This is a genomic window from Nostoc sp. DedVER02 (assembly GCF_034530675.2).
Taxonomy (GTDB): Bacteria; Cyanobacteriota; Cyanobacteriia; order Cyanobacteriales; family Nostocaceae; genus Nostoc.
Genome location: NZ_JAVRCP020000006.1, coordinates 54,665 through 81,372 on the forward strand (window position 1 = coordinate 54,665; position 26,708 = coordinate 81,372).

Here is a 26,708-nt window from a genome sequence, read left to right on the forward strand (position 1 = left end):
TAGCGTCCCGCAGGGAAAGGGTTGACTCATTGTATATTTCAGTCTTCTATAATTAGCTGGTATGATTTGAGCCTAAATCTTAAAGTATCAACAGCATTAATCACACTTTCACTGATAGCTGATAGCTAATTATGGTAGTTGTAGCAATTCTAGCAGCGGGACGCGGCACACGGATGAAATCAAGCTTACCCAAGGTTTTACATTCTTTGGGTGGACTTACGCTAGTGGAGAGAGTTATCGAAAGTGTAGAACCACTTTCCCCCTCCCGGCGAATCGTAATTGTGGGATATCAATCCGAAGAAGTGCAAGCCGCCATACATTCAATTCCCGATTTGGAGTTTGTCGAACAGACTGTGCAATTGGGAACAGGTCATGCCATCCAGCAATTACTTCCACACTTAGAAAACTACACTGGAGATTTGCTGATCCTTAACGGCGATTTACCGTTAATACGCAGCGAAACCCTCAAGCAGATGTTACAAACTCACACCCAAAATCAAAACGCTGCCACCATTCTCACCTCGCACCTACCCGACCCTACAGGTTACGGGCGAGTTTTTTGTAACGATGAAAACATTGTGCAGCTTATGGTTGAACACAAAGATTGTACTGCTGCTCAAAGACAAAATCACCGCATTAATGCTGGAGTTTATTGCTTCCGGTGGCCAGATTTGGCAAAGGTACTGCCCCACCTCCAGGCAAACAATGCCCAAAAAGAATACTACCTCACTGATGCTGTGACTCAAGTGGGAAAAGTTATGGCAGTGGATGTAGAAGATTATCAAGAAATTCTCGGCATCAACGATCGCCTGCAACTAGCAACAGCATACGAAATTTTGCAAAAACGAGTCAAAGAAAAATGGATGTTGGCGGGTGTAACTCTCATCGACCCTACAAGTATTACTATTGATGAAACTGTAGAATTGCAACCGGATGTAATTATTGAACCTCAAACTCACCTGCGGGGAAACACAGTGATTCAAAGGGGAAGTCACATTGGGCCGGGGAGTTTAATTAAAAATAGTCAGTTAGCTGAAAATGTCACAGTGCAGTATTCAGTAATAACAGATAGTAGTGTGCAAGCAGGAAGCCGAATTGGCCCTTATGCCCATTTACGCGGTCAGGTACGGGTAGGTGCTAATTGCCGTGTGGGGAATTTTGTGGAATTAAAAAACACTCAATTAGGCGATCGCACAAATGCAGCACATTTGTCGTATATAGGTGATGCCGTTGTTGGCAATCAGGTGAATATTGGTGCAGGTACAATTACTGCTAATTATGACGGCGTAAAGAAACACCGTACTAAAATAGGCGATCGCACAAAAACTGGTTCCAATAGCGTTTTAGTCGCTCCACTCACCTTGGGAGATGATGTCTATATCGCTGCTGGTTCTACAGTCACAGAGGATGTTCCTGATGATTCTCTAGTGATTGCCCGTAGTCGTCAGGTAGTGAAATTAGGTTGGCGAAGAAAAAGTGTTGAAAATGAAACCACAGATCAACATAAATAATTCATCGCTGTTAATAGCGATTGCTCTGTGGTTTGAGAGCATAAACCAGGATTTTTGCAATTTGTCTAATCTAGCTAGATTAATAGTAAAGCCAAAATTTCAATATACAACATGGAAGAACTGCTAGAACTTAGGCAATTTCTAGAACAAGGCAAAATCCATGAGGCGTTGCTGTTGGTTGATGAGTTAGAAGAAATGAGCCTCAGTGACAAAATCAATAAAATTGATAGTTATGGTGTAATTCTGCTCATACCACTTAATTAAACAAAAGGCTGAAAAACGTTCTACTCGCTCTTGGGATGTTTCGATAGAAAATACGGTGCGCGAAATCAACAAAATAAACAAGCGCCGCAAATCCGGTGGCTTTTACTTGAATCAAGCAGAATTAATTGATATTCTGCAACAAGGATATCAAGTGGCACTGAAAAGAGCGGCGCTACAAGCTTTTGTTCGCGCAGCGTTCCGCAGGAAAGGGCGTTATAAAGCCCAAGAATTAGCCGCAATGGTTGATCGGCAAGAAATCTTAACTCAGGCGCTAGAATTTATTCAACAGTAGCCAATCAATTCACTATCATTCCATTCCAAAGTGTCACCAATTTTTTCGCCGTCATGGTACGCGGCGAGTAAAATTTCGCTGGTTTTGCCCCAAGCGATCGCTCCACTCACATCTAAAGCGATCGCTCCCAAATCTCGTTTGTTTTGGTGCGCTTCCCCAAAGGATCGCTGCATAGCCTCCTTCAGAGACATCCCATCAGTGACACGCACCACAATCCGGGGAGCTAAACACTCATCAATAATATCTTCCCCAATGCCAGTACAGCTAACACCAGCATTACTAGTAGCATAATTACCTGCTGGCATCGCAGAATCACTTACCCTGCCAATCCGCTCAAATCCTTTACCACCTGTAGAAGTACCAGCAGCTAATCTACCATAAGCATCTAAAGCTACAACGCCGATAGTCCCGCGTCCGGCATTACTGGTTTCTAACAGTTCGGGTTCTGCTACCACACCAGCCATTGCGCTTTTAAAATTATCCTGGCGCTCTTGTATCCACTCTTGCAACCGCAAATCAGTTAAAGCGTTATAGCTGGGAAGTTGCATTTCCCGCGCCAACTCAGCCGAGCCAAAATCTGATAACACTCGATCTGGCGAGTTTTGTAAAAATTGTGCCAACTCAATGGGATTTTTCACCCGCGAGATATTAATCACACCGCTAAACCGCCCTAATGCGCCATCCATTAAAGAAGCACTCATACGGATTTGGCCATCAGATTGTAGTACTGAACCAGTACCAGCATTAAAACGGGGGTTATCTTCGAGCATTTGGCAACCATGCACCACCGCCTCAGAAGCAGTTGCTCCTGACAATAGCAGAGAATAGACTTCTTCTATTACTGTATGGAGCGATCGGCGCACCGCCTCTAATCCTCCTTTACCGTGGAGAGAACTACCAGCCCCTCCATGAATAATTAATTTAGGTTGCACCTGTGACTCCATTAATCCCCTGCGCTATTTGCGTCTGTATTGCGGTTAGTTTCATTTTGAGCTTCAGAACGGCGACGACGACAACGTTCTGAGCAATATTTCACATCGTCCCAGCAATCTTGCCACTTTTTACGCCATGTGAAAGGACGTTGACATACCGGACAGATTTTTGTAGGTAGGTCAGATTTAGAACGAACACGTCCCATATAAATCCATATAAATACTGTGTGTGTATATGAGAATTTGATTTCTGAAAGAGATGGAAAATAATTATAACCAGTTTCCGACAAAGGAAGTAAAGTTTCACAGAAAAAATGTAATGTAAATCTATCCTAAGATTTATTTTTTAGCTATGTATTTGTGAATACAAAACTATAGTTGGTCATTAGTCATTAGTCATTGGTACTAATGACTAATTGCATTAGATTAGAATTAAACTTGCTGATGAAGTGTTAATCCACTTCTCAAATTCAGGGCTTACGCAAACAATAGCCGAAAAGAAAGATTTTCTTCTTAGAGGTAATTGATAAATTGCCCTTACAGCATCTGTTTCGCGTAAGTCCTAAAATTAACTGCGGTTAAAACCGTTTGTGTCGCTTCCCTCTCAGGTTTAAAGACGCTGAGTTTCTTCCATACTGCGTATTCTTTCTTATGACTGATCTACCACCCAACGCTCAGAATCCCGAAGAAAATGCTACCAACGATGTAGCACAAGAGTTACTGCGAAGGCTGAGGCAAAAACAAGGCAACTGGGTGGAATGGGGAACAGCGATCGCCTCGTTGCTAAAAATCGGTTACAATCCCCAAGAAATTTTTGAGGCAACTGGATTTGAGCCAATTCAACAAAATCAGGTGGTTGTTGGTTCTCAAGTTTATAATTCTTTGGAAAAGTTTGGAGTAGCGGAAGAAACGCGATCGCACTATGCCACACGCGGCAGTGATGTTTTATACGAACTGCGTTTGCTCACCCAAGAAGAACGCGCCGCCGCCGCCGAACTGATCTTCTTTCACAAAATCGACGCTGATGAGGTGAAGGAAGTCGCAAAAGCAATTAAAGAGTTCTCCTATTTCCGCACTTTGCCAGAAGGGTTTTCTGCTCATCCTGGAGATGCCGTTGCTCACCAAGTTTGGAAACTGGCACGCCAAAATGCAGATTTACAACAGCGATCGCGCCTGATAGCCAAAGGTTTACGCTTTGCTCACACGCCAGCAGCAAGGCAAAAAATCGAACAGCTACTAACTGATTTTACTACCGTTCCCCAGCGTCCAGCGCCAATTTTACCCTTTTACCGCCTGGAATTTGAAGAACAATTACCCCGAATTTTGCCCGTGGTAGGCGAGTTGCCATTATCACGACAAGATTTGCAAGCTGTGCCGATTTTGACCGAAATTGAACCATTTCGCCTAGTTAAATTTTCTGGAGAGCAAGCTTGGGTTCCCTTACCAGGTTGGCAAGTGCTGTTAGCCGCAGAAGATCCAGTAGTGATTTTAGCGAATAGCGATCGCTTCCCCATACAAAACCAAAACCAACTGGGGCCTGTTGTCGTTGTAGTAGATCGTGCCAAACGAGAATGGGATGCCTCAAGCTATTTTGTGGTTGAAAATGGTGGTGAATTAGAGTTTCAGTGGTTTGAAACTGAGCCAGAAATTCCCTTACTAGGACAAATTATTATCATTGTGCGTCCTAAGAAAATTTTAGATGAAGAATTAACTAAGGATTCCTGGCAGATTGATGAATAAATGAAAAGTGCCTCGGCTTAGAGTTCAGTTAGCGGAAAGCTAAGGTTTAGCCCGTGCTGAGTTAAAAGACCGCCCACACTATGCGCGGGTATCAACCAACACCATATAAAAAGACTCCGCACTACTTGCGGGCGGCACTTTTACCATAGTGCGGAAGTACTGTTAGCGGAAGCGGGGCGTTTAGCCCGTAATCTTCTTGCTACTCATTACTCATTACTCATTACTCATTACTCATTACTCAGCACTGAGTGTTGTAAAAGGGATTGGGAACCGGGTAAGAGAATAATCATACCCAATCCCCAATTTCATGGTTTCTCAGGCGCTGGTTTCTGATACTTACCTGGATACTTGCGCTGAAAATATTCTTCCATAATTTGTAAAATCATCGGTGCAGCAATGCTACCACCGCCGCCACCAGAATGTTCAGCAAATGCCACGATCGCAACTTCTGGTTGTTCAGCAGGTGCATAAGCACCAAACCAAGCATGATTTTGCTTAATACGACCCTTCCAGGCTTCAGCAGTGCCACTCTTACCAGCGACTGGAGGAACTGTTGGCTGCTTCAAAGCCTTACCAGTACCTTCAGCTACTACTTTCCGCAGTCCTTGACGCAGAACACTTATAGTTGTTGGCTTCATATTTAATGATTCTCGCCAGCTTTTGGCCTCTTCATTGTCTTTGAGCAAATGCGGCTGGACTCGATAGCCACCATTAGCGGGCACGGCAAACATGATGGCAACTTGTAAAGGTGTAGTTTGTAAAGCACCTTGACCAATTGACATATTAATGCTGTCGCCTACAGTCCAAGGTATCTTCCAAGCTTTCTGCTTCCATGTCTCATCTGGGACTAAACCTTTTGCCTCTTCGTCGGCAAATTCAAAGCCAGTTTTTTTACCAAATCCATATTTGCGAGTCCATTCAATTAAAGTTGGGCCGCCGACTCCACGACCAATTTGATAGAAGAAGGTATCACTACTCCACTGTAATGCACCGACAAAACCCAACGGGCCAAATCCGGCGTGATTCCATTCACCGAATCGAGTACCGCCAAAACTTAAGGAACCGTAGGTTTGCAAGATTGTGCTAGGAGAAAATTTACCTGATTCCAGACCGGCTGTGGTAGTGACAATTTTGAAGGTGCTAGCGGGTGGAAAGGCGCTGAGGGCGCGATTGACCAAAGGATGATCCGCACCTTGGACAGTTTTCCAATCTTTTTGACTGAGTTTCTGCTTTGAGAAAATATTAGGGTCAAAGGTGGGGTGAGATACCATTGCTAGAACAGCACCATTCTTTGGATCAAGTGCCACGATCGCACCATTGCGATCGCCTAAAGCTTTTTCTGCTGTCTTTTGCATATTTAAATCTAGGGTCAGATGCAAATCTTTACCAGGTTTCGCCTGTTTCTCCCCCAAAACCCGGAGTGGTCGACCTGCACCATCCACTTCTACCTGCTGACCGCCCCATTCGCCCCGCAAACTTTTCTCATAAGCTTTTTCAATTCCCATTTGACCAATCACATCACCTAGTCGGTAGCCTGACTGCTTCTTATCTTTTAACTGATCGGCTGTCAATTCTCGCGTATAACCTAATACATGTGCTAGTTCCTTGCCGTGGGGATAGTAGCGAACGGCTTCTGTATGAATTTCTACGTCTTTAAGTTCCGTTTGATACTCCTTCAATGCTGTGATTTGCGCTTCGTTCAAGTCACGAGCGATCCGTATAAGTGAAGAAGAGTTAGCACCTGCCTCTTCTAATTTCTTTTCCATCTCTTCTTGAGGAACTTCGAGAATTTGAGATAGACGTGTTCCCACAATCGACCATGCAGGCTTTGTATGTGCCATCGGCCACAAGTATACAGAACGAGGATAGCGAGTGCTGGCTAAAAGTTTACCATTGCGATCAAATATATTACCCCGTTCTGGTTGCTTAGGAATCATCCGAATTCGATTTGACTCGGCTCGTTTCCGGTGGTTCGCTCCTTCAGTAATTTGCAAATATGCCAAACGAACGCTGATTCCAGTCAGCATCAATAAAGTAAATATAATTAAAAATATTGGCTGGAAACTTTGTCCAACTGTACGTGTATTTTGTTTTCTGCCAAATGGAGATGGTTTTAAGATAGTCATAAGATAAAGAGGATTTAAAAATTAAGATTATTTGTAAACAACTCTGCTAAATTCTTAACAGGTATTTAACTGCAAACTAATAGGCAGTGATTAATTGTTTTCGATTGATACCATAAGCTCATCTCTTACATTACTTCGCCCAAAGGGTTTTTGAATTTTGAATTTTGCACGCTAGTACAGCACGGCGGAAATAAAGATATTATTGAAAATGCTTCAAAAAACTAGAAATAAGGCATTTTTAATTTTTCATACTAAAGGAATTCTAGTGAAAAAATATTCCATTTTAGGGACGCATAGCTGTGCGCCCCTACTAGTCTCAATCTCCAGTACTATGTCCTGAACCCTGAGTTTTAGCTTCTGATGGATCGGGCAGAGGTTTTTTATACTTACCTGGATACTTGTGCTGAAAATAAGCTTCTAACACTTGTAAAACCATTGGCCCGCAAACAGTACCGCCATGTTCGCCGGAGTTTTCACCAAAGGCCACAACTACAATTTCTGGCTTATTACTAGGCGCATAAGCACCAAACCAAGTATGATTTGGGCGACCTGCACCGGCTTCAGCAGTGCCACTCTTTCCAGAAGCTGGGGCAATTGTCGGCACATCCAAGCGCTTACCAGTGCCCTCACTTACCACCCTCCGCAGTCCATCGCGGAGAACTTTGATAGTTTCCGGCTTCATATTTAAAGATTCTCGCCAACTTTTTGCTTGTTCGTTGTCTTTGAGTAAATGCGGCTGAACTCGATACCCGCCATTAGCAGGGACAGAAAACATAATCGCGGATTGTAGGGGTGTCACTTGCAAAGCGCCTTGACCAATTGACATATTAATGGTGTCGCCTACAGTCCAAGGTATCTTCCAAGTTTTCTGCTTCCATGTTTCATCTGGAACCAAACCTATTGATTCTTCGTTGGGAAATTCAATGCCAGTTTTTTGGCCAAATCCGTATTTGCGGCTCCATTTGATTAAAGTTGGGCCACCAACTTTTCTGCCAACTTGATAGAAGAAAGTATCACTACTCATAGCGATCGCTCTGGGAAATCCTAATGGCCCGAATCCGGCGTGGTTCCACTCACCAAAAGTCACCCCACCAACGGTAAGAGAACCAAAGGTCTGTAATATTGAATCAGGAGAGAATTCACCTGATTCCAATCCGGCTGTGGTGGTGACAATTTTGAAAGTACTGGCGGGTGGAAAGGCACTTAAAGCTCGATTGACCAAGGGATGATCTTTACCTTGCACGCTTTGCCAATCTTTCTGGGAAAGTTTTTGTTTGGAAAAAATATTTGGATCAAAGGTGGGGTAAGATACCAGCGCTAAAACAGCACCATTATTCGGATCGAGTGCGGCGATCGCACCTTTTTGATTTCCCAAAGCTTTTTCTGCTGCCTTTTGCACATCCAAATCTATAGTCAGGTGCAAATCGTTACCAGCTTTTGCCTGTTTTTCCCCGATAACCCGGATTGGTCTACCCGCACCATCCACTTCCACTTGCTGACCGCCCCATTCGCCCCGTAGAGCTTTCTCATAAGCTCTTTCCACCCCCATCTGACCGATGACATCTCCCAATCGATAGCCTTCCTGCTTCTTATCCTTTAACTGGTCGGCGGTCAATTCTCGCGTATAACCTAATACATGAGCTAATTCTTTACCGTGGGGATAATAACGTACAGAATCTGTATTAATTTCTACTTCTGGGAGTTCATTTTTATACTCCTTTAGTGCTGTGATTTCTGCTTCATTGAGATCGCGAGCAATTCGGATGAGTGAAGAAGAATTAGCACCTGCTTGTTCTAATTTCTTTTCCATTTCATCTTGTGGAATATTGAGAATTTGCGCTAGACGCGGCCCGACCACAGACCAGGAAGGCTTAGTATGTGCCATCGGCCACAAATAGACAGAGCTAGGATAGCGAGTACTGGCTAAAAGTTTACCATTGCGGTCAAAAATATTACCCCGTTCCGGTTGTTTAGCAATCATTCGAATCCGGTTTGCTTCGGCTCGTTCTCGGAGTTTTGGCCCTTCAACAATTTGCAAATAAGCCAAACGAGCCTCAATGCCAGTGGCCATTAATAGGGTAAATACGATTAAAAATATTGATTGGAAACCACGTCCAACTGTACGTGTATCTTTTTTGCTGCCAATTGGTGGGAATAAGGACATAAGACAAATAATGATTCTAATAACGGTATTATCTGTATACAATTACCCTAAACTCATCCCCAAGACTGGGTATGAAATAATTAGGCAAGTATATTCTTGAACAATTGTTTTTGGCGGATACAATAAACCAAAGTGTCAAATATAGTCTGCCCAATAGACTACTGACAAAATTACGTAAGATCGCGGCATTCTACTAAGGACTATGGCTCAAATTGTCATGCAGAATCAGAGGGGGATAACAAATTTTCAGCCACTTGACGTTGAACTGCGTAACGTGTTCAAGTTTTTTAACCAAGAACCAGCAGTACATGGAATAGATTTGGATGTCAGACAGGGAGAATTTTTTAGTATTTTAGGCCCCTCCGGTTGTGGTAAAACAACAACACTACGCTTAATTGCTGGCTTTGAAATCGCTGATGCTGGCAAAGTGTTGATTCAGGGTCAGTCTATGACTAATGTGCCGCCTTACCGCCGACCCGTCAATACTGTATTTCAAAGTTACGCTCTATTCAATCACTTGAATGTCTGGGATAACATCGCTTTTGGACTACGGTTAAAAAAAATCCGCAAATCGGAAATTGAAATTAGAGTCCAAGACGCTTTAAAGCTAGTGAAAATGGAAAGTTTGCGATCGCGCTTTCCCAGTCAACTTTCAGGTGGTCAACAGCAGCGAGTCGCCTTAGCAAGGGCTTTGGTCAACCGTCCCACCGTCGTATTACTGGATGAACCTTTAGGGGCGTTAGATTTAAAACTACGTAAAGAGATGCAGGTTGAGTTATCAAATTTGCACAAAGATTTGGGAGTAACCTTTGTGATGGTGACACACGACCAAGAAGAAGCATTATCTTTGAGCGATCGCATTGCCGTAATGAACCAAGGCAAAATTGAACAAGTTGGCACTCCCAGCCAAATTTACGAACGTCCCCAGACATCTTTTGTAGCTGATTTTATTGGTGATACTAATTTATTTAGTGGTGAAATAGTAGCGGTAGACTCATCTAGTGTTCAAATTTCAACCAAAACCGGACTCTCAATTATCAGTAGCCGCGCAGAAGATACAGCATTTCAATTATCACAAGCGGTAGTAGTGAGTGTGCGCCCAGAAAAAATACAGCTTTCTCTTTATCCACCTAATTTGCCAACTAACTGCTTTGAAGGACGGCTTTTCAATGTTATGTACTTGGGTACACACGTTAATTACATTGTGGAATTAACAAATGGCATTAGGATAAATGTGTTGCAACCTAATACTTTTGGCGCTTTACCAGACCGCGACACCCCTATCTACGCTTGGTGGGCAGAAAATGATTGTTTAGCTATTAGTCAATAGTTGTAACAATCTGCCTTCTATAGGAATCATATTTTATTGGGTGAAAAACTCAAAATGCCTGCTTTTACATTGTCTTTTGCCTCTTAAGTCGAGTAATTTTAGAAATCAAAGCGCATTCCTATATAAAATTTAATAATGGAATAATATAGCGATTTTCATTTTAATGATTAGGGGCGTACAACTGTGCGCCCCTACAAATTATCTGTATTCCACACAATTGGAAACTGCTATACCTTGACCTTGTATTAGGAATATTAACCTATGCCAATTTTGAAAACAGTTCCTTGGATATCTCTAGCGCTAGTACTGCTTAGTTACAGTACTTTGGGCTGGGTAATATCTGAAACACATGCCCCTCCGTTTGTATGGTTAGTGACTATAGTTGGTATCTTGCTTTTAATAGTAACCTTAACCATTCCTGGAGCGAAAATGACATATTATTTGAATACTTTGTTTAAATCAAATACTAGGTCTTTCGGCATTGCTGTTATAGCAGCTTTCTTGTTTTTTGTTATGATTGCCTGGTTTCGAGTATTTCTCGATACTTTACTCATTATTTCAGCAACTATATTAGTCAGAATAGACTTTCAAAGAGCAGGTCTTAGAGAAGGGCTAGCTTTTTGGACTACATCTATTTTTTCATTGACAGGTTTAGCTTTGGGTGGACTAATTTACAAGTTAATATATTCTTAAATTAGCTTAAAGTTCTGAACTGTACTCAAAAACTAACGATACAAGCTATGGACTACATTAAATTTCTTTGACTATTATTTCTTTACATCTTTCTCAATTAGTTTCTTTTATTTATACTTAAAGCTTGGCACATCTTAAATATAGGAATCCGGTTTGATTTCTGAAAATATCTGTAGGATGTGTTAGCGATAGCGTAACGCATCAAATCCTAAATAATAGTACGTTACAAACTTCGTTCTAACACATTATACAATACCTAATTTCGTTCAAAAATTAAATATGATTTCTATATATAAAAATTGATTTTTAGTTAAAATTCCCAACTTGTTTAAAAAGTCAGGAATCTTTTTTAATACTTGCTTGGTTCAAAATGCAGGCTGGTCAAATAGCAGTATAGAAAGGAAAAAATCCATGATAAAAATGGATACCCAACTAGTAACAACTGCTTTTGTTGCCGATTCTCCTACTTCCTTGGCTCCTCCCTTAGTAGTTAAGCCCCAACTACAACCAATGACAGCAACCAGCAGTCCAAAAATAAATCCTTTTAGCAAAATAATAAACAAATCTGATGGTTCTAAAAAATTTCTGACTGATTCTAAAAATGTTTCAGGAAGAATTTGGTAAAAGTATGAGCCGGCAAAAACTCCGCCAATAATGCCAGTAACTAAAGCCAAAATCGTCATCAAAGGCACCATCAGACAACAAGCAATTATTCTCGGAAGTACTAAATAATCAATGGGATCGGTTTTGAGCATATAAAGTGCATCAATTTGTTCCGTTACCTGCATTGCACCTATTTCTGCTGCAAAAGCAGAGCCTACTTGTCCCGCCATAATACTAGCAGTCAAAATTGGAGCCAATTCTCTACAAAAAGCTAAGGCAAAAGCACCTCCCACAGCATTGACAGCCCCAAATTTGACTAATTCTCTTGCTGTCTGAATAGTAAAAATCATTCCTGCAAAACCGCTAACAAGGAGAACTGGCGATATAGAACCAGGCCCAGCAGTCACCAGATGTTGCATAATTTTGCGGTAGTAAGTTTTTCCCTGGAGTAAATGTAGCCATACCTGACCGAAAAGCAGTAATGCTGCACAACAACGTGCAATATGAGATTGATCAAAATTTGTTTTTAGTCGCAATTTTATTGTCCTTAAGACTGGCTTTTTTTTTGTAAATATTTTTATATCAATTCTCCAAAATAAGACTACAGATACAAATGGTGGGAACCCAGCCAGATGTAATCTGACTTTCTCAATTACGTAGACGCACGAAATCCGGCTTCCCGCAGGATATTACGAATTGGTATTAGCGTATGGTACATGAACGCAATCAAATTTGAGACTTTTCTGCTAAATACAAATTGTCTGTTCATAAGACTTATATTTGGTTACGTCAAGACTTACGCAAACAAACAATAGCCAAAAAGAAAGATTTTATTCTTAGGGCAATTCATAAATTGCCCTTATAGTGCTTGGTTTTGCGTAAGTTTTAGGCGTGAAAAAACTCAGTAAAACTCAAAGAGCCTTCTTTGCTCTTGCCTAAATAAATTCAGAAATCAAAACGGACTGCCATAGCTGGTATTTTATTTTTACGTCAGTCACTAATATTAAATGATTTTTTATGAACAGAATAAAAACAGGAGTTTTTTTGTTGCTATTGATACTAAATTTCTCCGTAGCACATCCGGCTTTTGCATCTGTATGCCGCAATTACGATGACTACGATCGGCTACACCAACACCAGATTTGCATTCTCAGCATCAACCGAAGTGCTAAAAATTACTGGGAATACAAGGCAGCCGTTAGTGTAGATGGAGTCAAAAGACCCACCGAGGTTTACAATTGCCGTGAACGAGTCAGGGTTCAAAAAGGTGGGGCTGTTTTCCCCTTTGAGCAAAAAGACCCTGGTGAGATGATATGCAGCTTTTTTAATTCTTCTCGGCGGTAAAGACGCGCCAGATAATAAAGACCGTAAAACCTAGATAGGCGAATACTGTTAGCCATTCTTGCCAGCTACCTGCATTATTCATCAGCAAAAGCCAAAAAATTAATATTTCTCAATCCTACACTCTGAAGCTACCAGTTTGTTGCTGTATTTTGGAAGATAAAGGCTACTTTCGTAATTTGTAATTACTATTGCATAAGGGTTTTAGACATTCCATAAGGGTAGTTTACTTATGCCCTGCTGTACTAGTCGAAAATTTTTAGCTAATTTTCCGAAATCGATAACAGAAGAGTAGTATCCCTTATTAGAACATCGAGATTATACTGAACTTCTTATAACTAACCTACGGGGAATATAGCCCCATTCTTTTCATTCAAAAACCCGGTCATTAAGACCGGGTTTTTGATTTTAATTCTATTTTCTTCTTTTTTTGCCTAGTTCAATTCTTCATTTAGCCTTGTCATGACTATTGTCAGATTTTGTAGTGTTTGAATTGTCTGGCTTTTCTGAATCATCTATGTTGTTAGACTTATTAATATTTCCTTGAGATTTTGTTGTGCCAAAGAAATAAACAACTGCAATTTTCACAATATCAAAGTATGCAGGGCGATTGTCCCGATCAACAATTGCTAAAGAGAGCGAACCTGCTACTAAGATAATTAAGATGGGATTAAGCTGTTCTTGTCCAGAGAAATTATTATGTTTTTTTGTCATTATTCCGTCCCCAATTTATGATTTACTAGCTGATATTTGACAAAAAATTAATGTGTTAGATTTGTAAAATCTTCTAGCACATTCTAAATATAGTTAGAGATGAAATTTTCCCCGGCTCTAAAAAGCTTCGTAAAGGAATTCAGACTTTCACACTAACTAAGCTGTTTCACATTTAAATTGCATATACTGGGCGCTCATGTTACCTAACCCACAAGAGTTATATTTAGTTTAGTTATGCAAATTAGATGTTTTTTAGGTTAACAGCATGTTTGGAGTGAGCGCAGTCAGTATGTGAAAGTCGAATCTTTGTTTTTTAGATATTAACGAACAGACTCAAAAATCACTGTAACCAATATTAAACAGAGGAGAATAAGCCCACATCGGAAAACGATCCAATATAAAACAAAGGGTAGTAGACTCATCGCAATATGTGAACCTCCAAAAATAGCTGACATAACGTAAGCGATCGCAAGCCCAAATAATGCCAACAAAAAGTATTTAATGAACTTGGAAGTCAACCGAATTAATAAGCTTTGACGATTCGTAGTCATATTGCTCTCCTAATAAATGAATAAAAAAACAACAGGGTTGATGTAGCACTAATAAGCGCTATATCAACCCTGCTGTAGCCTTTTTCTAGACTCTCTTGGGCTGGAAAACTATTCACTTGTTAACCTCAATAACGAAAACAATTTTTTACTGTTTCTCTAAACCTTGAGGTGAAATTAGTGGCTTTTAGCAATTGCTGAGAATAATTAACAAAAAACAACCAAACTCAATCCCTATCCAATAATTCAGATACCATCCAGCCAAATATCGGCGCGGTATTTCCCTTCTTGCATCGAGAAAAGTCTAGTTTGAGTAGTCCAAACCCCTTATCTAACAATCTCCTCAACCCCACTCGAAAGCGATCGCTATAGATAGATACCTGACTCTGCGTATCTGTCGGTAACTCCTCTAAATACCTATGTAAATCCGCATGAACGCAACGAAAAGAACCTCGGAAAGAGATGACACGCAGTTCAAACTCTTCGGTTCCGATCTTGCGGATAGTCACTTCAATCATTCCATCCTTGCAAGTATGACAGGCAAGAATGTCTTTCTCAAGCAACTCAAATAATTTCTGGACAGAATTTGAAACGTCAGGTGTTGGCATAGTTTGGGGTACCTCAGTGCTACTTACTTCAGCTATCCTCGCGGTTCACACCTAATCCTATTTGTTATCAACTTTATATTTATTTTGTTAACTTGTCAATAAGGTTGATAATTCAAATTGACAATTTGATAAGTTAGAGTATAGTTAGTAGTGTCTTATCAGTGCAGTTCTCTACCAGATGCTAGGCTGTGTCTACAACGGGCTATGCTAACGCACAGGACTAACCTCATAAATGCTACTGTCCCGTGCTATCTGCCCAGAGATGACTGATAAAAGGAGAAGATTTGGGTATAAATAAGTAGAAATATACCTCACATCTACCTCACATATCGATAAATAGTTTTGGCTGGAGAAATTTACTTCATGACGCAAATTCCTGAAAGTTTCTTGAGAGCGGTTACAGCCGAACACAATGTATCTGAGGCTGAGGTAAGTGCCTTACTTCTAGCTTTAGCTGGCCAAACGGCAGAGTCTATTGCAACCACTCTCGAAATTAGTGCAGCAGCAGTACGGAAACGGCTTGGTTCGGTTTACCAAAAGTTTGACATCGCTGGGAGTACTCCTGGGAAATTGGAGGCGATCAGAAATATCATCCAGGAAAGATATCAGTTATCAACAGTAGTTAATGCCTCATCCTGTTATGATTTTGGCGAAGCGCCAGATGTCCCCGTTTTCTTTGGGCGTGAGTCGGAGTTAGAGGTTTTAGAGCAATGGGTAAATAAAGATCGTTGCCGACTGGTAGGAATATTTGGTATGGGGGGAATTGGCAAAACAGCCTTATCTATCAAGCTGGCGCAGAAAATTCAGGGACAGTTTGAGTATGTTATCTGGCGATCGCTACGTCATGCACCCTCTGTTAAGGAGATTTTTGCAGACTTGATTGAGTTTTTCTCTAAAAAGAATGAGCCTAAAGAAGTAGGAATTTCGCAATTGATTGCCTATTTACGGAAACATCGTTGTTTATTGGTACTCGATAATGTAGAGTCAGTCCTGCTTGGAGGTGATTATGTCGGGCAATATCGAGAAGGATATGAAGAATATGGAGAACTTTTCCGACAAGTTGGGGAAGTTCCTCATCAAAGCTGTTTAGTTTTAACCAGTCGTGAAAGCCCTAAAGAAATTGTCACCTTAGAAGGAAACAATTTTAAAGTTAAATCTTTGCAGTTAAGTGGGTTAGAAAATATTGCTGCAAAAAATATATTTGTGAGCAAAGGTGATTTTTTTGCTTCAGAGAAAGATTGGAAAAAATTAATTAATCAATATGCAGGAAATCCTTTAGCATTAAAAATAGTTTGTAGTACAATTCAAGAAGTTTTTGGCAGCAATATATCAGAGTTCATTAGTTGTGATATTTCTGTACTTTTTGGAGATATTCGCAATCTCTTAGAACAACAGTTTAATCGGCTATCAAGTTTAGAAAAAGAAATTTTGTATTGGTTAGGAATTAATTGCAAACCTACTTCTTTTGTCGAACTACAAGCAGATATTATTTCAACTACATCACAACCAGAATTGATTGAAGCTTTAGAATCGCTACGGCGGCGATCGCTAATTTTTAATGAGAAGGGTTTGGCGAAATTTATGCTCCAAGCTGTAGTTATGGAATATATCATTAGCCAATTTGTTAACCAGGTTTGTGAAGAAATAGTTTCTGAAATTAATCTAGAAAATATTTCTTTATTAAAAAGCCATGCTTTAGTCAAAGCACAAACACAAGGCAAGGTTAGAAATGCTCAAATTCGTTTAATTTTAGAACCAATTATTGAAAAGATAATTAATGTATTTGGTAATAAAGATCGGATCAAAGAACATCTATTAAAAATAATAGAATTGTTGAAAGTCAATATTCCTTTAACATCTGGTTATGCAGGTGGAAATATTATTAACCTACTTTCTCATCTAGAAATTGATTTAAGTGGATGTGATTTTTCAAATTTAAAGATATGGCAAGCATACCTAATCAGTGTGAACTTACATAATGTCAACTTTACTAATTCTGACTTATCTAAGTCTGTATTTACAGGAATATTTGATAGTATTTTATCAGTGGCATTTAATCCTGTAAATGGAGAAATTGTTGCTACAGGTGACGCTGATGGCCGGATTAGCTTTTGGCAATCTACTTATGGTGAGCAACTATTTCATTGGAAGGCACACTCTAATTGGGTAAGAACTGTTGCTTTTAGCCCTGATGGTAAAACTTTAGTCAGTTGTAGTGATGACCATACTGTAAAACTATGGGATGTTGAAAGCCAAAAACATTTGATGACTTTTGAAGAACATACTAGCTGGGTTAGGTCTGTTGCCTTTAGTCCTGATGGTAAAATTGTCGCCAGTGCTAGTAGTGATAAAACTATTCGACTCTGGGATATTGATACTCAGCGATGCTGCAAAGTTTTTGAGGGACATAACAACTTTGTTCGTTCTGTTGCCTTTAGTCCTGATGGTAAAATACTCGCTAGTGGTAGTGCTGACCAAACTGTGAAGTTGTGGGATATCAAAACAGGTAAATGTTTGAACACTCTTGAGGGACATAACAAATTAGTCCAATCTGTAGTTTTTAGTTCTGATGGTGAAATACTTGCCAGTTGTAGTGATGACAAAACAGTGAAACTCTGGGATGTACAAATGGGGAAGTTATTAACAACTTTAGAAGGACATACTAATTTAATTCATTCTATAGCCTTGAGTCCAATCTCCTCTTTAAAAAAAGGAGGAATTATTGCTAGTTGTAGCGATGACAAAACTGTAAAACTTTGGGATCTTCAAACAGGGAAATTATTAAAAACTTTAGAAGGACACAGTAATTCTATTCTGTCTGTTGCATTTAGTTCTGATGGGAAAACACTTGCTAGTGGTGGCTATGATAAGACCGTTCGGTTCTGGGACATCGAGACTTTTCAATGTATTCAAATCTTGCAGGGATACACCAATTGGGTACACGATTTAGCACTTAGTCCAGATGGAAAGATAATTGCTAGTAGCAATGATGATAAAACCGTTAGGCTGTGGAATGTTGAGACTGACGAATGTATCAGCACTTTAGAAGGACATGCTGGCCGCCTTTGGTCTGTTGCTTTTAGTCCTCTTCCTGGGGGACTATTAGCTAGCGGTGGTGATGACCAAACCATCCGCTTTTGGGATATTGTGAGTGGACAGTGCGTGAAAGTTTTGCAAAATAGTGATCGCATCCGCTCTATTGCTTTTAGTCATGATGGGCAAATTCTGGCTAGTAGTAGTATTGATTGCAATATTAACCTATGGAATGTTAGAACTGGGCAACCCTTTGAAATATTAAAAGGGCATACAAACTGGGTGCAATCTATTAGTTTTAGTCCTGATGGTGAAATTATCGCTAGTGGAAGTGACGATCAAACATTGCGGTTGTGGAATGTTCATACAGGGGAATGTATTCGGGTTTTGGAAGGACATACTATGCGAATATGGTCTGTTGCTTTTAGCCCGATCCTCTCTTCACAAGGGCAACTTGGAGGGCTATTAGCTAGTGGCGGTGATGATAAAACAGTACGGCTGTGGGATGTTCAAACTGGCGAATGTTGCAAAACTTTAGTCAATGATAATTGGATACGTTCTGTTGCTTTTAGTCCTGATGGTAAAATTATTGGCTGTGCTTGTGTTAATAACACTGTAGAAATTTGGGATGTTGACACAGGTGAACGTCTGAGGATTTTGCAAGGACATAATAATTGGGTTCGTTCTGTTACCTTTAGTTCTGATGGAACTTTGTTTAGTGGTTCCCAGGATGGAGCTATTAAGCAATGGAATGTTAAAACTGGAGAGTGTATTAAAACGCTTATGCCAAAAAGACCTTATGAGGCAATGAATATCAAAGGTGTTTCCGGTCTAGGTGAAGAGCAAAAAAATACCCTTAAAGAATTGGGTGCTATTGAAGATTAACCGATGAATTAAAAATAAGAATTATGCTCTTGAGTTGCACTCTTAAAAACGTGTTTTAGTTTTTTATTGTTGAATATGATTATATCTCGTTTGTGGATTACCATTATGCCAAATTATAGCGCTCAGATAATTTCTCAAAACAAACTTACTCTTCCTAGTGCGAAAGTGTCACTAGATTTCAATGCAGTTCAGTTAAGCATTCTTTCTCCGCGTTCTCTGCGCCTCTGTGGTAGCCTGCGGCAAGCCGAAGCGTCTACGTTAAAAAAATTGAATTTGACCAAGATTAAGCTTTAAATGAACTGGACTATACTATATTTTCCAGATACTTCGAGTATCTTTTATATAAATTAAAATAATAATGAAATGTCGCAAATTAACCCTAAAAAAATTGAGTTATATGAAATTAAAGATATAGATCGGCTGCCTCAACTGCAAAAACTTTCAACAGCAGATCGCTTGGCAATGAAAGCAGTTGCCCAAGTATTGCCGTTCCGTGTCAATAATTATGTAGTAGAAGAACTAATTGACTGGGATAAAATTCCTGACGATCCCATCTTTCGCCTCACATTTCCTCAAAAAGAAATGCTGGCTCCTGAGTCTCTTGACAAAGTTATTTGGCATTTGCAAAATTCCCCGCCAGAAGAACTACGTCAAGTAGTAAATACAGTGCGATCGCAACTTAACCCCCATCCAGCCGGACAAGCAGAATATAATATTCCTACTCTAGATGGCATACAAGTACCAGGAATTCAACACAAATATCCCGAAACAGTCTTAATTTTTCCGACAGCCGGCCAAACTTGTCACGCATATTGCACATTTTGTTTCCGTTGGCCACAGTTTGTAAAGATGGACGGAATGAAATTTGCTACCCGTGAATCAGGACTTTTTCAAGAGTATCTCCGCCAACATCAAGAAGTAACAGATGTTTTAATTACTGGTGGAGATCCCATGACAATGAAAGCGAAACATCTGGCTTTATATATTGAACCACTGCTAAATTCCGGTTTTGAACATATTCAGACAATTCGCATTGGTACTAAATCTGTAGCTTACTGGCCTTATCGCTTTGTCACAGATGAAGATGCTGACGATCTCTTACGTTTGTTTGAGAAAGTAACGAATTCAGGCAAACATTTGTCCATAATGGCACACTACGATCACTGGACAGAAATCAAAACTGAAATTGCTCAAACAGCGCTCCAACGCATTCGTAGTACAGGCGCACAGATTCGCGCTCAAGGGCCACTTATGCGGGGAATTAATGATTGTCCGCAAGTATGGATAAAGATGTGGCAAGAACAAGTTCGCCTTGGTTGCATTCCATATTATATGTTTATGGAACGAGATACTGGAGCCAAACATTACTTTGAAGTGCCAATTATTCGAGCTTGGGAAATTTATCAAACAGCAATACAAAAAGTGTCTGGGTTAGCTCGCACGGCTCGCGGCCCAATCATGTCAGCACTACCAGGTAAAGTTGCTGTAGATGGCGTAACTGAGATTTATGGCGAGAAAGTATTTGTACTTTCGTTTTTGCAAGGACGCGATCCTAATTGGTGTAAACGTCCTTTCTTTGCACGTTATGACGAGAAAGCAACCTGGTTAACTGATTTAGTTCCAGCGATGGGAGAAAAGGAATTTTTCTATGAGAAAAAACTAAAGGAAATTCTGAAAACACAAAGTTGAATTGGGGATTGGGGATTGGGGATTGGGGACTGGGGATTCAGAACTGTCACCTAATTAGGATAATAATTTATACCGCTTTGCAGAAACTTTTAAGAGAATTTATCGGTCTGGTTCTCCAAATTCTGCAAAAATTCAACCAATGTCATCTTCTGCTCAAGGTATTCCCGGATTACCCGATTTGACGCATCCGATTGAGCTTGTTCAATTTGGAACCCAGGCGCTCAAAGCTTCATTGTTATTAGTGTTTTTGATTGTAGCTTTAGGAGTTGCGATCGCACTCATAAGTTTTTCTCTTCGTCGCAGTCAGCCGGAACAAATCATATTCATCGGCGAATGGGCTGTTGGTTATTCTCAACTATTGCGCGGATTACAGCATTTAACTCTAGTATTAATTCTCTTAGTACCAGGATTTTTTCTCTGTTCAACTTTAAGCAATCGCTACCACTATTGGGAACAGGCAAAGGTGGCTCAAGTGGCTGAAAGTGTTGCAGGTGAAAAGCTCGAACAAGTTGCCCCGCAAGTGCGCTACACCATCCAAGAGCCATACTCATATAACACTCAAGTCGGTAACAAAATAGTCAAGGTAAATGAGACAAGACAAATTAACCGCTTCTTGACTTTGGCTGGTTCGCAAATTCAAGTCAAGCTTGACCAAAGCGTAGATGTTCCAGGTCGTAGCTCAATTTATCGGGCAGATTATACTGCCGATTATAAAGTAGTTAACCAACTCAAGGATATTAATAATTTTTTCTTTGAAGCACCGCCACCAAACGGCTACACACTTCTTTCTAGCTACAAAATCGAGCGTGACGGCACAAGGTTACAACAAACCAATCCGGGAGACTATGGTTTTCCCTTTCAGCTGCAACCAGGGGAAGAAACCACTTTTCGAGTTACCTATCAGGCTAGAGGCGGGCCTCGCTGGGTTTATAGTGCAGAGGGGCAGCTACTATCTAACTTCCGTCTTGTAGCAAATGCTAACTTTGCTCCAGCTAATTTTGCTAGTGGTATTGAACCTGATGAGATTAAATCTGACGGACGCAGTACGCAATTTACTTGGAAATTTGACGAGAATGTTTCAGTCAAAAATCCATTTGGAGTGTTTACTAACACCGAACCGATTCGTAATACTGGAGTGATTCCGCGTCTTTTATTGCTAGCACCAGCAATATTTTTGTGGTGGATTTTGCTGTTATATTTATCACTACCAATGAGTTTTAGAAATGTTGCGATCGCTGGTAGTATTTTCTTTGCTTGTCTATTGATTTTGACTTATCTGGCTCGTGTTATCAATGCTCAGTTGGCTTGGACTTTAATTTCCATCGTCTTATTGTTTTTAACATGGGGATTGGGAGCCAGTCGCAGTGCTTCCCTGGCTGCTATTATCTGCACTATTGCTGGAGCAGTATTACCCATCTTTGGATTATTAATACCATTTAGCGGCCTCACCCTCAGCCTAGCGGGTTTGCTTTCAGCCGTTTGGCTAGCAGTTCGCCACTGGTATGGCTGGTTCAGTTTGCATCCAGAAGACCAAAGATTGCAGACTCAAAAAAATGCTAAATATTAGTAGATTTCGGTATGATTAGCGAAGTTTTAGCAAATAGCATTTATGGATAACGATTTACTAGCTTTCTTAGCGGGTGCTGGGTTACTTGTCCTCTATCTCATCTTCTCAGCATTGACTGAAATGGGAACTAAATTACCTTGGAAGAAATAAGCTGATAGGACGATAAAGTTGCAAAAAATTTACATTTTTCAACCTGATTGGGCTTGGAATAAAGGATAAACATCCTTTAGGCTGAGTTAATATACTTATTGTTCGAGAGAGTGCAAAATGCGCGATCCACAAAAGAACCTGATTAAAATCGAGCCAGCAACCCTCGTATTAATTGTTTCCCTACTAATACTCTTGCCTCTACTATTTGTTGGTTTTTTCTCGCAGTGAGCTAGTACAGATATATATTTTCCCGACGTGTTTGTGAAATGCGAATGAGTCGGATTTGTTTTGCCGTGTTATCTTAATCCAATTTTCTGAATCGCTACTGGTAAAAATTTGGGGTTTTCGAGAGAGACGCGATAAATCAGAGACGCGATAAATCGCCGTCTCTACAACTGTTTTGGTATTATCTGAATTGTGTTGGTATATAGCATAAATGATTCCTGAAATTCTTTCCTTTTTCTCTGCTTCTTGGGCAACGGTGTAAGCACAAGTCGGGAAAACTTCATCCACCAAAGATTTGCGGTGAAGCAGCGCTACGGGAGGGTTTACCTCCGCAAGCGACTGCTGAACTCAAAGGGTGCGTTACGTTGGCGTGACAAAGCTAAAACCCATTTGTTATTTCAGCGTACCCATTTGTTATTTCAGCGTACCCATTTGTTATTTCGGCGTACCCATTTGTTATTTCGGCGTACCCATTTGTTATTTCGGAGTACCCATTTGTTATTTCGGAGTACTCATTTGTTATTTCGGCGTACCCATTTGTTATTTCGGAGTACCCATTTGTTATTTCGGCGTACCCATTTGTTATTTCGGAGTACTCATTTGTTATTTCGGAGTACCCATTTGTTATTTCGGCATACTCATTTGTTATTTCGGCGTACCCATTTGTTATTTCGGCGTGTCTATAACGCACCCTACGAAACTACTAAAAGAGTTGAAACCTATACTGGTCATACTTTGTGTACACCGTAGGCATCTTGAAGGAAGCTTGGCGCGTCTACGAGAATTTCTACAACTCAAATAAGATTGCGATCGCATTCTTAGAAATTTGCTGAGAGTAACTTGTAATTATAACTACACCTTGATTTACGATCAAATTGATGCTAGCTAAATTACCATTACCTGTATTCACACTTCTATTAGGACTTGCCATAACTCAAACCTTTGGATGCACAGTAGATAAAAAGAATTCAGCGATCGCTCAAACTTCACCAAAGCCAGTACCCCAAGAAATTGTTCAACCAGGAGAAGTTCGGCCTCTACCAGGTAAGTTGGATACAATACCCGTTTTTAACAGCAATAGCCCAGAGTGGGTTAAAACTGAGGGGATTTTACTTTCTACTTTTCCTACAAACGGTAAAAAAGTACCAGCAGCGCACCTCAATTTTCCTTTTCAGGGACGCTTTGATTTATTTGCCCACCACTACAGCCACACTCCCAAGGATTTACAAACGTTATACCTGGGTGTAATTGTGCATAACCCTGGTAAAAAACCTGTAACAGTAGATATGTTGCAAGCGGCAAGTTATTTGATGCAGGATGCGCCCTTTGTTACTTTACCACCCTACGTAGAAAATAACGATGGTAAAGCTTATTCTGGGCCAGGCGATCGCGCTGTTGGTGATGTACTCCGAGGTGTTCGACAAGCTGATTTTCCCGCAAAGCTGATAATTCCACCAGGACAAAGCCGGATGTTGCTAAATCATCCTATTCCTGTACGAAATCTAGAAAAGCCTGTAAATGGTCGTTCTAGCTTTATGCGATTGCGTAGTAGCGATCGAGTTTATGCCGCAAGTTTAGCAATGTTTGCCAAAAAAAATTCTGATAATACAGAACGCCCACCGACTCTTGGAGAATGGCAAGCTTTACTAGATAACGGGAACTTCGCCGGGCCGCGAGATAAAACCCCGACTCCTCCAAATGCTACCAGTGGCGCACTGATTTATGGGCGTGTAGCTGGTGTTTCACAAGGTTCCCAGTGGCAAGCAAAGTTGCTGGATAATCCTCAAAGCACAAATCTGACTATTCCCCAGCGTGGCAAAGCTATTTCTTACGCCTTAGACACATTACGGAGTGGTCGATTGGGTACTGAACAGATCCAAACGGCCAAAATGCTGGTACGTTATCCAGATACGGCTTATGAAGCACATGGTAATTATGGGGTGGAATATAAACTTACCTTACCTTTGAGCAACAATACCAACCAAAATCAAACCGTTACCATTACTTTAGAAACGCCTTTGAAGGAAGATAAATTATCCCAAGGTGGTGTACGTTTCAGGAAACCATCCCTAGATTTTCCCTTCTTCCGTGGTACAGTACGATTACGTTACTTTGATGACCAAGGTCAACAAAAAACGCGCTACATACATCTATGGCACAGAACTGGACAAGTATTAGAACCATTGCTACAAGTTGTACTTCCACCTTCCACTAAGCGGATAGTACTGGTAGATGTGATTTATCCGCCAGATTCGACACCTCCCCAAGTCCTGAGTGTAAGAACTTTAGACAAGTCAAAAGAGGCAGGCGAGCAGGGAGCAGGGAGCAGGGGGAGGGACTGAGACGGAGCTTGTTACTCGCGGCTTGCATTCAAGCGTCCTGAAAAGGAGAGAGACGGGGCTTCATACCCATGTTCTGCAATGCTTCTCGTAGACTTGCTCCTCCAGCTAAGAGTTCCCAACACTCTGCCTCTTCGGTGAGGAGTTAGTTAACAATTCGTAATTTGTAATTACGAATTGTTAATTACGTTAGGGATAGGATCTGACTTTTCCCGGCATCTGTGAAAGACCATAAAGACATTTGCAAAAAAGGGATTTAAATCCTTTAATTTACGATAAGATTTCATTTATGGAAACTTCTGGAACTCTTGCTGGTTTAGATATTCTGGTAGTTGAGGATGATAATGATACTCGCTTTTTCATCACTACTGTGTTGGAAATGGATGGAGCAAAAGTTATACCAGTAATATCAGCAGATGCGGCACGCCAAGTATTATCCGAATTGGAGCCTGATGTTTTAATTTCTGATATTGGGTTGCCAGGAGAAGATGGCTACACTTTCATCCGCAAATTTCGTGCGCTCAAATCAAAGAAGTGTGGACGAGTCCCAGCTATTGCTTTAACAGCTTATGCTGATCCTGACGCTCGTATCCGTGCTTTGGAAGGTGGCTTTGACACTCATGTATCTAAACCCGTCGATCCAGACGAACTAGTTGAAATAGTAGCTAGCTTAGTTGCTTCTTGTAATTGGTAATGATTGTAGTGCCAGATTGAGTGCGTTAAGCTACTATTAACGCACTATTTTCCCCCAAAAACTACTTAGGTAAAACCTGTCGCAGTGCTGCTAAAAGCTGGTCAACACTTTCCTTTCGACTATTAAAGCCCATTAGCCCTACGCGCCAGACCTTACCAGCTAGTTCGCCAAGACCACCGCCAATTTCAATATTATGCTCATTGAGTAACTGCCGTGCGATCGCTTTTCCATCTACCCCTGCTGGAATACAGACAGTGGTAAGCGTTGGTAATCTATACTCTTGCTCAACGTGCATACTCAATCCTAAATTCTCCAAGCCTTCCCAGAGATACTCTACGTTTTTTTGATGACGCTGCCAAGAATTTGCTAATCCCTCTTCTGAGAGCAAACGTAATGCTTCCCGCAATGCATAATATAAATTAATGGGTGCTGTATGGTGATAGGTGCGTTCCGCGCCCCAATATTTACCCAGTAACAACATATCCAAATACCAGTTTGCAACCTTTGTTTGGCGCTGTTGCAATTTCTCAACTGCACGCGCACTCATCGTAAAAGGCGAAGCACCAGGGGGACAACCCAACCCTTTTTGGCTACAACTATAAGCTAAGTCAACTCCCCAAGCATCCAAAAACAAGGGGACACCACCCAAACTTGTCACACTATCCACCAGCAGCAAAGTACCAAATTCACGACACAAATCAGCAACTCCTTCCAAAGGTTGCCTTGCACCAGTAGAAGTTTCGGCATGAACTAGAGCTAAAATAGCCGGACGATGAGTTTCTAGGGCAGTTTTGAGTTCATCAAGCTTGAAGACTTGTCCCCAAGGTTTGGTAATGGTTCGCACATCAGCACCATAACGTCCAGCCATATCCACGAGGCGATTACCAAAATAACCAGCTACACCAATCAAAACTATATCACCAGGTTCAACAGCATTAGCGATCGTTGCTTCCATTGCGGCTGTTCCCGTACCACTGACTGCAATGGTAAGCGGGTTTTCTGTCTGCCATACGTAGCGTAGCAACGACTGAATTTCATCCATGAGGGCGAGAAAAGCAGGGTCAAGATGCCCAACTGGTGAGGTATTCATCGCCTGGAGAACTGTGGGATGGGTATTGGAGGGCCCAGGCCCCAATAGTAGACGGGATGGGATTTCTAGCGGTGTAAGTTGCAACCGTCCAGAGTCGTTGATTGAAATTGTTTGCGTCATAATCTGTGTTTGTCTAGACCATACTTACCGAATCATAGAGCGAACGCATC

General features: G+C 40.9%; 21 protein-coding genes and 1 pseudogene. 13 read left to right on the forward strand and 9 right to left on the reverse strand.

Translation table 11 applies throughout. The features are described from left to right. Nucleotides 1–131 precede the first annotated feature (131 nt). Together glmU and RMZ41_RS09415 are read left to right on the forward strand one after the other, a co-directional pair. Entirely contained in the window at nt 132–1,511 is a 1,380-nt protein-coding gene (glmU, locus tag RMZ41_RS09410) for a bifunctional UDP-N-acetylglucosamine diphosphorylase/glucosamine-1-phosphate N-acetyltransferase GlmU (protein ID WP_322641695.1), read from the forward strand. 111 nt (nt 1,512–1,622) lie between these two features. Next, nucleotides 1,623–2,067 (forward strand): annotated as a pseudogene (locus RMZ41_RS09415) (DUF29 family protein). Here RMZ41_RS09415 and RMZ41_RS09420 read toward each other — a convergent pair. Both RMZ41_RS09420 and RMZ41_RS09425 read right to left on the reverse strand, forming a co-directional pair. After that, nucleotides 2,058–3,011: an isoaspartyl peptidase/L-asparaginase gene (locus tag RMZ41_RS09420; protein ID WP_322641694.1), complete on the reverse strand. Its 954-nt coding sequence runs from the start codon at nt 3,009–3,011 to the stop codon at nt 2,058–2,060. The pseudogene RMZ41_RS09415 and the gene RMZ41_RS09420 overlap by 10 nt on opposite strands. Beyond that, nucleotides 3,011–3,205 (reverse strand): DUF2256 domain-containing protein, encoded by a 195-nt coding sequence (locus tag RMZ41_RS09425; RefSeq protein ID WP_012407669.1) that lies wholly within the window; start codon nt 3,203–3,205, stop codon nt 3,011–3,013. The genes RMZ41_RS09420 and RMZ41_RS09425 overlap by 1 nt, the downstream gene beginning before the upstream one ends. A 445-nt stretch (nt 3,206–3,650) precedes the next feature. Here RMZ41_RS09425 and RMZ41_RS09430 point away from each other — a divergent pair, with 445 nt between their 5' ends. Continuing rightward, on the forward strand, nt 3,651–4,739 hold the full coding sequence (locus tag RMZ41_RS09430; RefSeq protein ID WP_322641693.1) for a RuBisCO accumulation factor 1: 1,089 nt from the start codon (nt 3,651–3,653) through the stop codon (nt 4,737–4,739). A gap of 305 nt (nt 4,740–5,044) precedes the next feature. Here the strand turns inward: RMZ41_RS09430 and mrdA (RMZ41_RS09435) are convergent, their stop codons facing one another. Together mrdA (RMZ41_RS09435) and mrdA (RMZ41_RS09440) are read right to left on the reverse strand one after the other, a co-directional pair. Continuing rightward, a complete protein-coding gene (gene mrdA / locus RMZ41_RS09435) occupies nt 5,045–6,865 on the reverse strand; it encodes a penicillin-binding protein 2 (protein WP_322640054.1) in 1,821 nt (606 codons plus the stop codon). A 316-nt stretch (nt 6,866–7,181) separates the two neighbouring features. After that, entirely contained in the window at nt 7,182–9,029 is a 1,848-nt protein-coding gene (mrdA, locus tag RMZ41_RS09440) for a penicillin-binding protein 2 (RefSeq protein ID WP_322640055.1), read from the reverse strand. Nucleotides 9,030–9,231: 202 nt separating this feature from the next. Between mrdA (RMZ41_RS09440) and RMZ41_RS09445 the strand changes: the two genes are divergently transcribed. Together RMZ41_RS09445 and RMZ41_RS09450 are read left to right on the forward strand one after the other, a co-directional pair. Beyond that, nucleotides 9,232–10,359: an ABC transporter ATP-binding protein gene (locus RMZ41_RS09445; RefSeq protein WP_322640056.1), complete on the forward strand. Its 1,128-nt coding sequence runs from the start codon at nt 9,232–9,234 to the stop codon at nt 10,357–10,359. 261 nt (nt 10,360–10,620) lie between these two features. Further along, nucleotides 10,621–11,052, forward strand: coding sequence for a hypothetical protein (locus RMZ41_RS09450; RefSeq protein WP_322640057.1), 432 nt, complete (start codon nt 10,621–10,623; stop codon nt 11,050–11,052). Nucleotides 11,053–11,417: 365 nt separating this feature from the next. On the opposite strand, the gene RMZ41_RS09455 is transcribed toward RMZ41_RS09450, so the two are convergent. After that, nucleotides 11,418–12,191: an MlaE family lipid ABC transporter permease subunit gene (locus tag RMZ41_RS09455; protein WP_322640058.1), complete on the reverse strand. Its 774-nt coding sequence runs from the start codon at nt 12,189–12,191 to the stop codon at nt 11,418–11,420. A 481-nt stretch (nt 12,192–12,672) separates the two neighbouring features. Here RMZ41_RS09455 and RMZ41_RS09460 point away from each other — a divergent pair, with 481 nt between their 5' ends. Further along, nucleotides 12,673–12,999, forward strand: a complete 327-nt coding sequence (locus RMZ41_RS09460) for a hypothetical protein (protein ID WP_322640059.1) — start codon at nt 12,673–12,675, stop codon at nt 12,997–12,999. A 444-nt stretch (nt 13,000–13,443) separates the two neighbouring features. Here the strand turns inward: RMZ41_RS09460 and RMZ41_RS09465 are convergent, their stop codons facing one another. After that, complete coding sequence (locus RMZ41_RS09465) at nt 13,444–13,710, reverse strand: hypothetical protein (protein WP_322640060.1); 267 nt, start codon at nt 13,708–13,710, stop codon at nt 13,444–13,446. 775 nt (nt 13,711–14,485) lie between these two features. Next, nucleotides 14,486–14,866, reverse strand: a complete 381-nt coding sequence (locus RMZ41_RS09470) for a hypothetical protein (RefSeq protein WP_322640061.1) — start codon at nt 14,864–14,866, stop codon at nt 14,486–14,488. 363 nt (nt 14,867–15,229) lie between these two features. Between RMZ41_RS09470 and RMZ41_RS09475 the strand changes: the two genes are divergently transcribed. The 4 genes from RMZ41_RS09475 (at nt 15,230) to RMZ41_RS09490 (ending at nt 22,040) form a co-directional block, all read left to right on the forward strand. Next, nucleotides 15,230–18,784 carry an NB-ARC domain-containing protein gene (locus tag RMZ41_RS09475; protein WP_322640062.1) on the forward strand — a complete coding sequence of 1,185 codons (3,555 nt, stop codon included), beginning with the start codon at nt 15,230–15,232 and terminating at the stop codon, nt 18,782–18,784. Between the two features lie 105 nt (nt 18,785–18,889). Next, the gene (locus RMZ41_RS09480; RefSeq protein ID WP_322640063.1) at nt 18,890–19,078 is read left to right on the forward strand and encodes a hypothetical protein; all 189 of its coding nucleotides are present in this window, start codon (nt 18,890–18,892) and stop codon (nt 19,076–19,078) included. Between the two features lie 69 nt (nt 19,079–19,147). Continuing rightward, nucleotides 19,148–20,473: a hypothetical protein gene (locus tag RMZ41_RS09485; protein ID WP_322640064.1), complete on the forward strand. Its 1,326-nt coding sequence runs from the start codon at nt 19,148–19,150 to the stop codon at nt 20,471–20,473. A gap of 139 nt (nt 20,474–20,612) precedes the next feature. Next, nucleotides 20,613–22,040 carry a hypothetical protein gene (locus tag RMZ41_RS09490; RefSeq protein ID WP_322640065.1) on the forward strand — a complete coding sequence of 476 codons (1,428 nt, stop codon included), beginning with the start codon at nt 20,613–20,615 and terminating at the stop codon, nt 22,038–22,040. Between the two features lie 351 nt (nt 22,041–22,391). Here the strand turns inward: RMZ41_RS09490 and RMZ41_RS09495 are convergent, their stop codons facing one another. After that, on the reverse strand, nt 22,392–22,703 hold the full coding sequence (locus RMZ41_RS09495) for a hypothetical protein (protein WP_322640066.1): 312 nt from the start codon (nt 22,701–22,703) through the stop codon (nt 22,392–22,394). A gap of 12 nt (nt 22,704–22,715) precedes the next feature. Between RMZ41_RS09495 and RMZ41_RS09500 the strand changes: the two genes are divergently transcribed. From RMZ41_RS09500 to RMZ41_RS09510, 3 genes are all read left to right on the forward strand, one after another. Then, a complete protein-coding gene (locus RMZ41_RS09500) occupies nt 22,716–23,165 on the forward strand; it encodes a hypothetical protein (RefSeq protein WP_409875024.1) in 450 nt (149 codons plus the stop codon). 128 nt (nt 23,166–23,293) lie between these two features. Beyond that, nucleotides 23,294–24,757 (forward strand): DUF3370 domain-containing protein, encoded by a 1,464-nt coding sequence (locus tag RMZ41_RS09505; RefSeq protein ID WP_322640067.1) that lies wholly within the window; start codon nt 23,294–23,296, stop codon nt 24,755–24,757. Between the two features lie 286 nt (nt 24,758–25,043). Continuing rightward, nucleotides 25,044–25,448, forward strand: coding sequence for a response regulator (locus RMZ41_RS09510; RefSeq protein ID WP_322640068.1), 405 nt, complete (start codon nt 25,044–25,046; stop codon nt 25,446–25,448). Nucleotides 25,449–25,509: 61 nt separating this feature from the next. Here the strand turns inward: RMZ41_RS09510 and RMZ41_RS09515 are convergent, their stop codons facing one another. Next, nucleotides 25,510–26,658 (reverse strand): alanine--glyoxylate aminotransferase family protein, encoded by a 1,149-nt coding sequence (locus RMZ41_RS09515; RefSeq protein ID WP_322640069.1) that lies wholly within the window; start codon nt 26,656–26,658, stop codon nt 25,510–25,512. Between the last annotated feature and the right edge of the window lie 50 nt (nt 26,659–26,708).